This is a genomic window from Polaromonas sp. (genome assembly GCF_031411155.1).
Classification (GTDB): domain Bacteria; phylum Pseudomonadota; class Gammaproteobacteria; order Burkholderiales; family Burkholderiaceae_C; genus Polaromonas.
Genome location: NZ_JANOAL010000160.1, coordinates 1 through 12,032 on the forward strand (window position 1 = coordinate 1; position 12,032 = coordinate 12,032).

Consider the following 12,032-nt stretch of genomic DNA (forward strand, 5'->3'; position numbering starts at 1 on the left):
GGCAGCACGCGCCTTACTTCCACGATGGCTCGGCCGCCACGCTGGGCGACGTGGTCGCCACCTACAACACGCGCCAGGCGCTGGGCCTGAGCCCGCAGCAGATCGCGGATGTGGCCGAATATCTGAAGTCGCTGTGAGGCGGGGATGATCCGGCGCGGTGCGATCCCCTCACACCGGCGGAGCAGCTTTGCGACCTCATGCGCCGACCCGCCAGTCGATTCAATCAGGTTGTTTCGCGCGCGGAAAACCACTCAGCGCGCCAGGCGCTGCGCCCGTCATTCCACTGTACCGCTCTTTGCAAGATTGCGCGGCTTGCGGTGAGCCCATCACATCGCTGCGCGATATGAGTGCTCCCCCAAGCCGAAAACCTGGCGGCTTCGCCGGCGGCATTCCATGCCGCCCCAAATCTGTCACTCGACAGTGACAGATTTGGCCAGGTTTCTGGGCTTGTCCACATCCGTGCCGCGCGCGCAAGCCGTGTGATAGGCCAGCAGCTGCAGCGGCACCACGTGCAGCAGCGGGCTGAGCGGGCCGTAGTGTTCGGGCATGCGGATGACGTGAACCCCTTCGCTGCTGGCGATGTGGCTGTCGGCGTCGGCCAGCACATAGAGCACGCCGCCGCGGGCGCGGACCTCCTGCATATTGCTTTTGAGTTTTTCCAGCAGCGCGTCGTTGGGCGCCACCGTGACCACCGGCATGGCGCTGGTGACCAGGGCCAGCGGGCCGTGCTTGAGCTCGCCGGCAGGGTAGGCCTCGGCGTGGATGTAGCTGATTTCTTTCAGCTTGAGCGCGCCTTCGAGCGCGATCGGGTAGTGCAGGCCGCGGCCCAGGAACAGCGCGTTTTCCATGCGGGCAAAGTCTTCGGCCCAGCTGATGACCTGCGGCTCCAGCGCCAGCACCGCCTGCAACGCCGCCGGCAGGTGGCGCATGGCCTTGAGGTGGCCGGCTTCCTGTTCTTCGCTGAGGCGGCCCTTGCTTTGGGCCAGCGCCAGCGTCAGCAAGAACAGGCCGGCCAGCTGCGTGGTAAAGGCCTTGGTCGACGCCACGCCAATCTCGACCCCGGCGCGCGTGATGTAGGCGAGCTTGCATTCGCGCACCATGGCCGAGGTGGCAACGTTGCAGATGGTCAGCGTGTTCGTCATGCCCAGGCTTTGCGCGTGGCGCAGCGCGGCCAGGGTGTCGGCGGTTTCGCCGCTCTGGGTGATGGTGACGACCAGCGTTTTGGGGTTGGGCACGCTGGTGCGGTAGCGGTATTCGCTGGCCACTTCGATCTGGGTGGCGATGCCGGCAATCGATTCGAGCCAGTACTTGGCCGCGCAGCCGCTGTAGTAGCTGGTGCCGCAGGCCAGAATCAGCACCGAGTCGATGTCCTTGAAGACGCGGTGCGCGCCGTCGCCAAAGAGTTCGGGGACTATGCCTGCCACGCCTTCCAGCGTGTCGGCAATCGCGCGCGGCTGCTCGAAAATTTCTTTCTGCATGTAGTGGCGGTACGGGCCCAGCTCGGCCGCGCCGCTGTGCGCATGCACGGTTTTGACCTCGCGCTGCACGGCCTTGTGGCTGCGGTCCAATACCCAGTACTTGCCCAGTTGCAGGTCGATCAGATCGCCCTCTTCAAGGTAAACAATCTGGTCGGTCACACCGGCCAGCGCCATCGCATCGCTGGCCAGGAAGTTTTCGGAATGGCCCGCGCCCACGCCCAGGATCAGCGGCGAGCCAGCGCGCGCGCCGACGACGCGGTGCGGCTCGTCCTTGCAAAAGGCGGCAATCGCATAGGCGCCGCGCAACTGGGCCACGGCGGCCTTGAGCGCGTCAAACAGGTCGCCGTCGTAGAGGCTGTCCATCAGGTGCACGATGACTTCGGTGTCGGTCTGGCTGTCAAACACATAGCCCCTGGCCTGCAGCGAAGCGCGCAGCTCTTCGTGGTTTTCAATGATGCCGTTGTGCACCAGCGCCTCCTTGCCTGGCTTTTGCGCGGCAGCGCCGGTGCCGTGGCTGAAGTGCGGATGCGCGTTGTGCACGGCCGGCGCGCCATGGGTGGCCCAGCGCGTGTGGGCGATGCCGGTGCCGCTGGCCAGCCCGTCGGCATCGACCTGGCTCTGCAACTCGGCCACGCGCGAGGTGCTGCGTGCCCGCTTCAGGCCGTCGGCATACACCGCGACGCCGCAGGAGTCGTAACCGCGGTATTCGAGCCGCTGCAGGCCCTGCACCAGGATGGGAACAATATTTCGGGTCGAAACCGCCGCCACAATGCCGCACATAAAACGCTCCTGCCATCAAGGCAAATTTGACAATGCGCTGATGCTAGGGCTTTACTATTTTTAAATCTCATCTATTTTTGTATTTAAATGAAACTTAATTTCATTAATTATTTGATATTTAATTTTATTTCATAAATAATAAAAATATGGAACAAATTAACATAGACGACACTGATCTCAAGCTCTTGCAGGCCTTGCAGGAGGACGCCTCGCAAAGCAACCAGACGCTGGCCGAGCGCGTGCATGTGTCGCCGCCTACCTGTTTGCGGCGCGTCAAGCGGCTGCGCGACGCCGGCTTGATTGAAGCCGTGGTGGCCGTGCTCAGCCCCGACCGGCTGGCGCGCACGCTGGGCCATGGCTTGAGCGCGATTGTCGAGATCACGCTGGACCGCCAGGGCGACGAGCAGCAGCAGGCGTTTGAGTTGCGGGTGGCGGCCGACGACGCGGTGCAGCAGTGCTACCGCGTGTCGCCGGGGCCGGACTTTATCCTGCTGGTGCAGGTGGCCGACATGCCGCGCTACCTGGCGCTGGCGCAGCGGCTGTTTACCAGCGACGCCAATGTGCGCAACGTGAAGGCCTTTTTCAGCACCAAACGCACAAAATTCAGGCCAAAAGTGCTTCTAGCCCAATAATTACTTGGACATGTAGCTATCAAATAAATAGCAAGCAACGCCCGCTCGCGTCTTCGCTCAAGCCTTGTTTTTCTGCGGCCGCTGCCAGTTGAGCAGGCTGCTTTGCTTGCCGCGCGCGATGCTCAGGGCGCCCGGCGGCGTGCTTTTGGTCAGCGTGGAGCCGCCGCCCACGGTGCCGCCGGCGCCTATCGTCAGCGGGGCGATCAGCACGCAGTTGCTGCCGATGTGCACGTCGTCCTCGATCACGGTGCGGTGCTTGTTGGCGCCGTCGTAATTGGCGGTGATGCTGCCGGCGCCATAGTTGACGCGCTCGCCCACCGTGGCATCGCCCAGGTAGGCCAGGTGGTTGGCCTTGGCGCCTTTGGCCAGCGTGGAGTTTTTGACCTCGACGAAATTGCCGATGTGCACCTCGGCACCGAGCCGCGCACCGGGCCGCAGCCGGGCGAACGGGCCGATCAGCGCGCCCTCGCCGACCTGCACGCCCAGCTTTTCGCCGTCGATATGCGTGAACGGGTGAATCACCGCACCGGCCGCGATGCTGGCGTTGGCAATCACGCAGTTGGCGCCCACGCGCACACCGGCCCCCAGGCTGACCTGGCCTTCAAACAGGCAGTTGACGTCAATCTCGACATCCTGGCCGCAGGTCAGCGTGCCGCGCACGTCGAGCCGCGCCGGGTCGGCCAGCCGCACGCCCTGCTCCATCAAGGCCACGGCCTGCCGCAGCTGGTACACGCGCTCGAGTTCGGCCAGCTGCACCGGGCTGTTGACGCCGGCCACCTGGGCCGCGTCGGTAATCTGGTGCGCCACCACGGCCACGCCATCGGCCACCGCAAACTTCACGATGTCGGTCAGGTAGTACTCGTTCTGGGCGTTGTGGCTGTCGAGCCGGGCCAGCCAGCCGCGCAGCAGCCGGGTCGGCACGGCCATGATGCCGCTGTAGATCTCGTGGATGGCGCGCTGGGCTTCGGTCGCGTCCTTGTGCTCGACGATGGCGTGCACCTGGGCAGACGGCGCATCGCCCGCGTGCAAGGGCCCGGCCAGGTGCGCCTGGTCGCGCACGATGCGGCCGTAGCCGGTCGGGTCGGCCATGCTCAGGGTCAGCAGCGCCAGCCGCTGGCCGTCGCACTGGTCGAGCAGGGCCTGCAGCGTGGCGGCCTGCGTCAGCGGCACGTCGCCCGACAGCACCAGCGTGACGCCGTCGTCGGCCAGCAAGGGCAGCGCCTGCTGCACCGCGTGGCCGGTGCCCAGTTGCGGCTCCTGGCGCGCATAATTCAGATCCAAAGTGCTCCCAGCCCCCGTCAAACCTGCGCAAGCTGCTTCAACTTCGATAGCACCGTGGCCGCAAATCACCACCGCCTGGCGCGCCGACAGCCGCGCCGCGCAGTCAATCACATGGGCCAGCAGTGCGCGCCCGCCCAAACGGTGCAACACTTTGGGCAGCGCGCTTTTCATCCGCGTGCCTTTGCCCGCGGCCATGATGACGACATCAACTGGAATTGCCATGAATTTTCCTGAAAGTTTTTTAAGGGGCGCGGCCTGGGCACGCGCCGGGCGATTTTTGGGGCTGAGGCGAATTATCGGTCTGCTGGCCGTGGCCTGCCTGCTGCAGGCCTGCAGCGCGGTCAGGATCGTCTACAACCAGGCACCGGAGCTGGCCTACCTTTACCTGGACCGCCAGCTCGACCTGAGCGACGCGCAAACGCTGCAGGTGAAGGACGAGCTGGGCAAGCTGCAAGCCTGGCACCGCAAGAGCCAGCTACCCGTTTATGTGGAGGCGCTGCAAAAACTGCAGCAACGCCTGCCGGCCGACATGGCGCCCGAGCAGGCCTGCGCGCTGTGGGCCGACGCCAAACAAAAACTGATGACCGTGGCCGAACAGGCGCAGCCGGCGGCGGCGCAGGTGGTCGGCACGCTGGGCGCGCGCCAGCTGGCGCATCTGGAACGTCGGTTCGCCAAAATGAATGCCGAGTTTCGCGACGACTACCTGGACGGCCCGCCGCAAAAAAGCCGCGACAAGCGCTACGAGCAGACGGTGAATCGGGCCGAGATGCTGTACGGCGGGCTGGAAGAAAAGCAGCTGGCGGTGCTGGGCCAGCAGGCCGACCAGTCGCGCTTTGACGCGCAGCTGTCGTATGCCGAAAAACTGCGGCGCCAGCAGGACCTGTTGCAAACCCTGCGCCCGCTGATTGCCGGCCAGGCGGCGCCCGAGAAAATCCAGCTCGCGCTGCGCGGGCTGACCGAGCGCGCGCTGGTGTCGCCCAACCCGGTCTACCGCGACTACATGGCGGCGCTGACCCAGCAGGGCTGCCGCAGTTTTGCCGAACTGCACAACAGCAGCACGCCCGAGCAGCGCGGCAAGGCGGTGCAAAAGCTGGGCAGCTACGCCCGGCACTTCAAAGCGCTGGGCACGCAAAGACCCTGAAGGCGGCCCGCGCTTTATTGGCCAGGCGCCTTCGAATGCGACAGGCCTTGCTGCTCGGCTTTTTTCAGCGCCGCCGCTTCCTCGGGGCTGCCCGGTTTCGCGGCTTGCGCGTCGGACTTCACATCGGCTTTCTTGAGGTAGTTGTCCACGCTGTCCTGGTAGTCGCGGCTGCCTTCATAGCTGCCCTCGCCCATCTGCTTGTCCTTGTTGCCGCCATCTTGCGGGGCACCGGCCTGCGTGGGACGGGGCTGAAACTCGTGGGAGCCGCTGCTTTGCTGTTGCTGGCGGTCCATGGGACGGCGCGGTTGCTGCTGCAGGGGCGGACTGAACACGCGCGTGCCGGTGAGGCTGTCTTTCATGCTGATCTCCTTGGCGGGGGCATTGGCTCAAGCCCAGCTTAAGAGCCCGCCCGGGCCGCCGCTGTCATCCGCCAAGGGCCGTCGTCGTCAGCCGCCACCTACAGCAAGGGGACTTTCCTGGGCGGCGTGTCGTAAAAATCGGCAATGCGCTGCAGCGCCCTCGGGTTGAGCAGGCGCAACCGCCCGTTGGCGATTTCATGCAGGCCCAGCTGGTGCAGGCGGCGCAGGGTCTTGTTGGTGTGCACCAGCGACAGGCCCAGCGCATCGGCAATGTGTTGCTGGTTGATCGGGAATTGAACCGTGTTGTCCTCGGCCAGGCCCAGGCGCTCCAGCCGCCGGTACAGGTGCATCAGCAGCATGGCCACGCGCTCGGTGGCGTTGCGCCGGCCGGTGCTGAGCAGCTGGTCGTCGACAAAGCCCTCCTCGCGCGCATTGAGCCAGGTGATGTCATAGCCCAGGCTGGGGTACTGGCGAAACAAATCCCACAGGCCGTCGCGCGCAAACACGCACAGCGACACCTCGGTCACGGCTTCGATGCCGTGCAGGGCGCCCTCGGCAAACTCCTGCTGCAGGCCGATCAGGTCGCCGGGCAGCAAAAAATTCAGGATCTGGCGCCGGCCGTCGCTCAGGGTTTTGTAGCGAAAAGCCCAGCCCGAGTACAGCGTGAACAGCTTGCCGTTGGGTTTTTGCTCATGAAGAATCGTGGCGCCCGCCGGCAGCGCCGAGGTGGCGCTGCGAAACGCCTCGATGAACTGCAACTCTTCCGCACTGACGGAGGTAAACACCTGGGTCTGGCGCAAGCGGCAGGCCGAGCAGGCCGGCGGGCAGGTTCCGGGCTGGATGGCGGCAGCAGAGGCAGTGTCCATGATGGCCGGATTTTAAGCGGATCGCTCCGTGGGGCGCTGTGTCTTTTTACATTGCAGAACTGCAGTTGGCCGTTTACATTGCCTGAAACCATGAAAAAACACACACCTCTTTATGAAGTGCTCTGGCTTAGCACTCTTGCGCCGGACGCGCCCACTAACTTCGTTGCCGACATTGCCAGCAAAACGCGGGCCCAGAATGAGGGGCATGGCCTGACCGGCTTGCTGATCTTTAATGGTTTGCACCTTTGTCAGCAAGTGGAAGGCGAGAAAAAGACAGTAGAGGCGCTGGTGGGCCAACTGCTGCTTGACCCGCGCCACGTCCAGATGCTGACGCTGCACCATGGCCCGCTGCAGGAACGGCGTTTCAAGTGTTTCGGGCTGGGCTACACCGAGGTCGGAGATAGCGACCCGCTGGGCCGGCTGCTGCAGCTTGAGGGGCAGGCGGCCATGGATGCCTTTATCGCAATACTGCCGACGCTAGACCTGAACGCTTGAGGGCGAAGCGCTTCAGGCCTGCAGCGCGGCCCACATCTGCTGGTCGCGCTCGGCGGTCCAGATGCGCGGGTTCTTGATGCCGCTGGCTTCGTCAAACGCCCGGCTCACGTCAAACGGCAGGCAGTGCTCGTAGATGAACACATGGCCAAAGATCGGGTCCATGCTTTTGCGGGTGTGCGCCATGGCCGCTTTCAGGTCCATGCCGGCGGCGGCCGCTTCCTGGCCCGCCTGGTAAAGCGTTTCGACCCAGCGCTGGGTGTAGTCCAGTGCCTTGTTGACGTCGGCATGGCCCTTCATGGCCTCGCCCCGGCCCGGCACGATGGCCTCGGCATTCAGGGCGCGCAGCGCCTGCAGCGTGGCGGGCCACTCCTGCAGCTGCGCGTCGCCGGTGTAGACACCGGCCTCGTACTCGACCAGGTCGCCGGAAAACAGCACTTTTTCCTCTTCCACCCAGGCAATCGTGTCGCCGCGCGTGTGGCCGGGGCCGGGGTGCCAGATTTGCACCTTGACGCCGCCCAGGTCCAGCGTCAGCGAGCCCTGCCGCCCCGGCTCGCCGTTGCCCACCACCAGCGTCGGCCAGGTCAGGCCGGGCACGCTTTCGGCATTGCGAAACAGGCGCGGAAAACGCTCCATCTCGCTTTGCATGTCCTGCGCGCCGCGCTCCACGATGAGCTCGTAAGTGCCCCGGCTCGCTATGATTTCGGTAGCACCCTCGGCAAGATAGGCGCTGGCCCCCAGCACCCGAACCGCGTGATAGTGGGTCAGCAGCACGTACTTGATGGGCTTGTCGCTGACGCGCCGGATGCGCGCGATCAGGTCCTGCGCCATCGCCGGGGTGGCCGTGGCATCGCTGACCATGATGAATTGGTCGCCGATGATGACGCCCGAGTTCGGGTCGCCCTCGGCGGTATAGGCCCAGCAATGCGGGCTCAGCTGCTCAAAGGTAATGGTCTTGTCGGTCAGGTCGGACTGCGAGGCAAAGGCTTTGGACATGGGAGGTTCTTTCGGGCTAGCCGATCATTTTACGATCCGTAATGTATTACGAATAGTAAAACCGGCGATGGCCAATTGGCCCTGGGCTACAGTGCGCCATGGCTGCTGCTCTGTCGTTTGCCAATTACTGCTGTGAACTGCTTGCCAGCGTCGGGCCCTGCACGGCGCGGCGCATGTTTGGCGGCTTTGGCATCAGCATGGCAGGCCTGAGCATTGCCCTGGTGGCCGACCTGGGCCGGGGGGAAAAGCTGTGGCTCAAGGCCGACCCGGACAGCCGCCCGCTGTTTGAAGCCGCTGGCTGCGAGCGCTTTGTCTACCGCGTCACAAAAGACGGTGTGACGGTGGCCAGAAGCATGAACCACTACAGCGCCCCCGAAGAAGCCATGGAATCGCCCGAGCTGATGGCGCCCTGGGCGCGGCTGGCGCTGGACTGCGCCCTGAAGGCGCGCAAGCCTGGCGTCAAGGCCTCCCCGAAAGCGCCTCAAAATGCCTCAACCAGAGCCAAGCCTGGCCATCATGACGGCAAGTAGGTGCTGGCACCGTGCGGTGCGGCGCTAAACGCGGGCAGCAACTCCGCCCGGGACGACAAGGCGCACAAGCCCGGATAGTCCGCGGCGTTGACGACTTCGGGCAGCATCATTTGCGTGAAATGCCAGGCCACCGCCGCACTGACGCCGGCCTGATCGATGGTTTCGCTGCTGACTGCCAGCGGCCTGCGCTGCAGTTCGGAGTCGAGCGCTGCATAAGCCGCCAGTAGCTGGCCGCTCACGCGCGCCAGCCACGGCTCGTGAAGTTTCTCGGCCGGGCGCAGGGTGCGTTCGTAGATGATCTGCACGCTTTTTTCGCATGCGGCAAGGGCCAGGCCAATCAGCCGCAGGGCGTGCTGGCGTTCTGACAGACGGGTCGGCATCAGGCTCTTGCGCGCCGCCGCCAGGGCTTCGGCGTACTCGAGGATCAGCGTCGAATCCATCAGGACTTCGCCGTCATCGCAGACCAGCGTGGGCGCCTTGACGACGGGATTGATCTGTTGAAACCGGGCGAAGGTGCTGAAGACCGAGAGGGAGCGGTGCTCGAAGCGCAGGCCGAGCAGTTGCAGCGAGATCGCCACGCGGCGCACGTAAGGCGAGTCGAGCATTCCGATGAGTTGCATGGCTTCTCCTGTGGGGCGTCAGCGCCAGCTTCGGCTTCGGCCTATTTTGACGCATTGGCCCAAGAGGGCGGCGACGGCTGCTTCAAGGGCAGGCGGCCCGGCACTTCCATGCCGGGCCGCCATTTGCCCCTGCCGCCGCGAACGCCGCCACCTTATTTGCAGGTTTGAGCCATGAAAGGGCGCTCAGCCCTGGTGCAACGATCGCGAGCAGCTATAAAAGTAATAGCAAACGCGGTCGCCAGCCGGTTCGCGGCCCGGCTCACCGCGCCCATCACCGGGTGCCCGCTGGTGGGCAAGACGCTTGCGCCGCGGCTCGCCGGCACCGGCTCCCAGCTCAGGTAGGCCGAGGGCTGGTGGCCCCGACCCAAGGGCTCCATCACCAGGCTTTCGCCCGGCTGCAGACACAGGCTGTCGCCCCGGCTCAAGAAATGGTCACCGGCGCGGGTGCTGCGGCGCGCATCGGCATGGTCAAACGTGGCCCATACCCGGCCATGGGTGATGTGCAGCATCCCGGCACGGCGCGCGCGCAGGCTCAGCGCCTGGCCGGCGCCCAGCTTCCAGTAGTCGGGCTGCTCTGCCAGCGCTTGCCGGGCGCGCGCCACTTCAACCTGGGCGTGTTGGGCATGGTGGGCATCGGCGGCTTGCAACAGGGAAAGGTCAACTGAATCATTCATGATGAGCTCCTGAAAATGAGATGAGGGTGCATGCATGATCAAACCTGCGGGCTTTTCAGTCCAATGAATTCGGGTTACCCTATTGATTCCTGAAACGCATTAATCAGGTCGCCCCGGGCGGCCTGCCCCGTCATGCAGCACTCGCAAACCCATTTACGCTCCCGGCCGATTTCGGCCGGCCAGCTGCGCGCCTTCGAGGCGGTGGCGCGGCACCTGAACTTTCGCGTGGCGTCGGAAGAAATGGCCTTGACCCAGTCGGCCGTCAGCCGCCAGATTCAAAGCCTGGAGGACGATGTCGGGGTCAGCCTGTTTCACCGCCACACCCGGGCGGTGGAGCTGACCCATGCCGGCGGCCTGTTGCTGCACGCGGTCACGCCCTGCCTGGCCCGCATCGACAGCGCGGTGCGGCAGATTCGCCAGAGCGCCGGGCGCAAGAGCGTGTCGCTGACCACCTTTGCCTCGTTCGCCTCGATGTGGCTGATTCCGCGGCTTGAGGAATTTCAGCGCGACCACCCCGACATCGACATCCGGATTGATGCGTCAGACGTGACGGTGGACCTGGAGGTGTCAGACCTGGACATGGCCTTGCGCTATGCCCCGGCCAAGCACATGCCGCCGCATGCGGTGCGGCTGTTTGGCGAGCAGATCACGCCGGTGATCAGTCCCTGGCTGCTCAAAAGCGGCCCGGCGCTCAGGCAACCCGACGACCTGGCCCAGTTCACCCTGATTGAAGCGGGCGACTCGCAGTCGGCCCACCTGGAATGGCTGACCTGGCAGCGCTGGCTCGACCAGCACGCGTCACCCCGGTTTGAGGCCAGACGCTGGCTTTATTTCAACTATGCCTACCAGATGGTGCAGGCCGCGCTGACCGGCCAGGGCGTGGTGCTGGCCCGCCTGCCGCTGATCGCCGAGAGCCTGGCCACCGGCGACCTGGTGGAGCCGCTGCCCCACATGCGCCTGGATTCGCCCATGGCCTACTGGCTGGTCACCAGCCCACGCTATGTGGCAAGGCCCGAGGTGCAGGCCTTTTGCGAATGGCTGACAGACCAGGCGGCGCAAACCCGCAGGGCGGTGGGCGATGTGCCGGACCCGAAGACGGACCGGCCCGACTGACGCTGGTTTCAGGCGGCGGCGGTCGCGAGCGCCCGCGGCGCAGGGTGTTTCAGCAGCAGGCCGGCGCGCGCCTGCACCCGGGCACCGCCCACCGCCGTGGCACCCGCGGCATAGGCCAGCGCACCGTTGACAAAGACCTTTTCAATGCCTTCGGACAGCGCCATTGGGTTCGCGTAGGTCGCCACATCGCGCACCCGGGCCGGGTCCAGCAGCACCACGTCGGCATGCCAGCCCGGTTGCAGCTGCCCGCGCTGCTGCAGGCGGAAATTGCGGGCCGACAGTCCCGTCATCTTGTAGATGGCGGTTTCCAGGGAAAAAAGCTGCTGCTCGCGCCAGTAGCGCGCCAGCACACGCGGAAAGGCGCCCCACAGCCGCGGATGCGGATGCTGGTCATGCGGCAGGCCGTCGGAGCCGATCATGGTCAGCGGATGGGCGATGACGCGCTTCACATCGTCCTCGTGCATCTGGAAATAGCAGGCGCCGCCGGGCTGCAGGCGACGGCAGACGGTTTTCTGGTCAATACCCCACTCGGCCGCAATCGAGGCCAGCGTGCGGCCGGTCATTTCAGGGTGCGGCGTCGACCAGCTCACCAGCACGTCGATCACGCCGTCGACCAGGTCTTCACGCAGCACGGTGGAGCCCGCCAGATAGGGGTAAACATCCATGGCCACGGGCTGGCGGCGGGCCAGTGACTCGATCAGCGGCAGCGTCTGCCGGGTGCGGCCCCAGTTGGCCGGGCCGGCACATTTGTGGTGCGAGACGATCAGCGGCACACCGGCGCTGAAGGCCGTGTCGCCGGCCTCGTGCAGGGCCTCGACGATGGCGGCCATTTCGTCACGCAGATGGGTGCTGTAAACGCCGCCAAAACGCGCCACCACCTGGGCCAGCCGCACCACCTCTTCGGCCGGGGCGGCAAAGGCCGGCTCGTAAAACAGGCCCGACGACATGCCGGTCGCGCCGCTTTGCATGCACTGCGCGAGCAGCGCACACATGGCGTCGAGCTCATCGGCGCTGGCCGCGCGGCTCAGGTCGCCCATGCAGGCAAAACGCAGGGTGGTGTGGCCAATCAG

Annotated in this window: 13 protein-coding genes; 5 read left to right on the top strand and 8 right to left on the bottom strand. The window is 65.2% G+C overall.

The features are described from left to right. Positions 1–410: 410 nt before the first annotated feature. On the bottom strand, positions 411–2,258 hold the full coding sequence (gene glmS / locus RMO23_RS10515; RefSeq protein ID WP_309681210.1) for a glutamine--fructose-6-phosphate transaminase (isomerizing): 1,848 nt from the start codon (positions 2,256–2,258) through the stop codon (positions 411–413). A 146-nt stretch (positions 2,259–2,404) separates the two neighbouring features. Here glmS and RMO23_RS10520 point away from each other — a divergent pair, with 146 nt between their 5' ends. After that, positions 2,405–2,890 (top strand): Lrp/AsnC family transcriptional regulator, encoded by a 486-nt coding sequence (locus RMO23_RS10520; RefSeq protein WP_309681212.1) that lies wholly within the window; start codon positions 2,405–2,407, stop codon positions 2,888–2,890. Between the two features lie 57 nt (positions 2,891–2,947). On the opposite strand, the gene glmU is transcribed toward RMO23_RS10520, so the two are convergent. Then, positions 2,948–4,393: a bifunctional UDP-N-acetylglucosamine diphosphorylase/glucosamine-1-phosphate N-acetyltransferase GlmU gene (gene glmU / locus RMO23_RS10525; RefSeq protein WP_309681214.1), complete on the bottom strand. Its 1,446-nt coding sequence runs from the start codon at positions 4,391–4,393 to the stop codon at positions 2,948–2,950. Between glmU and RMO23_RS10530 the strand changes: the two genes are divergently transcribed. After that, on the top strand, positions 4,392–5,312 hold the full coding sequence (locus RMO23_RS10530) for a DUF6279 family lipoprotein (protein WP_309681216.1): 921 nt from the start codon (positions 4,392–4,394) through the stop codon (positions 5,310–5,312). The genes glmU and RMO23_RS10530 overlap by 2 nt on opposite strands. A gap of 14 nt (positions 5,313–5,326) precedes the next feature. On the opposite strand, the gene RMO23_RS10535 is transcribed toward RMO23_RS10530, so the two are convergent. Beyond that, positions 5,327–5,671, bottom strand: a complete 345-nt coding sequence (locus RMO23_RS10535) for a hypothetical protein (protein WP_309681218.1) — start codon at positions 5,669–5,671, stop codon at positions 5,327–5,329. Between the two features lie 98 nt (positions 5,672–5,769). After that, positions 5,770–6,537: a Crp/Fnr family transcriptional regulator gene (locus tag RMO23_RS10540; RefSeq protein WP_309681220.1), complete on the bottom strand. Its 768-nt coding sequence runs from the start codon at positions 6,535–6,537 to the stop codon at positions 5,770–5,772. 90 nt (positions 6,538–6,627) lie between these two features. On the opposite strand from RMO23_RS10540, the gene RMO23_RS10545 reads away from it, so the two are divergent. Then, complete coding sequence (locus tag RMO23_RS10545) at positions 6,628–7,032, top strand: BLUF domain-containing protein (protein ID WP_309681222.1); 405 nt, start codon at positions 6,628–6,630, stop codon at positions 7,030–7,032. A 12-nt stretch (positions 7,033–7,044) separates the two neighbouring features. On the opposite strand, the gene RMO23_RS10550 is transcribed toward RMO23_RS10545, so the two are convergent. Next, positions 7,045–8,025, bottom strand: a complete 981-nt coding sequence (locus tag RMO23_RS10550; protein WP_309681224.1) for an MBL fold metallo-hydrolase — start codon at positions 8,023–8,025, stop codon at positions 7,045–7,047. A 98-nt stretch (positions 8,026–8,123) separates the two neighbouring features. Here RMO23_RS10550 and RMO23_RS10555 point away from each other — a divergent pair, with 98 nt between their 5' ends. Continuing rightward, the gene (locus tag RMO23_RS10555) at positions 8,124–8,555 is read left to right on the top strand and encodes a TfoX/Sxy family protein (protein WP_309681226.1); all 432 of its coding nucleotides are present in this window, start codon (positions 8,124–8,126) and stop codon (positions 8,553–8,555) included. On the opposite strand, the gene RMO23_RS10560 is transcribed toward RMO23_RS10555, so the two are convergent. Continuing rightward, positions 8,540–9,175 (bottom strand): glutathione S-transferase, encoded by a 636-nt coding sequence (locus RMO23_RS10560; RefSeq protein ID WP_309681228.1) that lies wholly within the window; start codon positions 9,173–9,175, stop codon positions 8,540–8,542. The genes RMO23_RS10555 and RMO23_RS10560 overlap by 16 nt on opposite strands. A 152-nt stretch (positions 9,176–9,327) precedes the next feature. After that, positions 9,328–9,849: a DUF2917 domain-containing protein gene (locus tag RMO23_RS10565; RefSeq protein WP_309681230.1), complete on the bottom strand. Its 522-nt coding sequence runs from the start codon at positions 9,847–9,849 to the stop codon at positions 9,328–9,330. Positions 9,850–9,981: 132 nt separating this feature from the next. On the opposite strand from RMO23_RS10565, the gene RMO23_RS10570 reads away from it, so the two are divergent. Further along, on the top strand, positions 9,982–10,962 hold the full coding sequence (locus tag RMO23_RS10570; RefSeq protein ID WP_309681232.1) for a LysR substrate-binding domain-containing protein: 981 nt from the start codon (positions 9,982–9,984) through the stop codon (positions 10,960–10,962). Between the two features lie 8 nt (positions 10,963–10,970). Here the strand turns inward: RMO23_RS10570 and RMO23_RS10575 are convergent. Beyond that, positions 10,971–12,032, bottom strand: a 1,062-nt coding sequence (locus tag RMO23_RS10575; protein ID WP_309681233.1) for an amidohydrolase family protein, incomplete at its 5' end; no start/stop codon positions are given.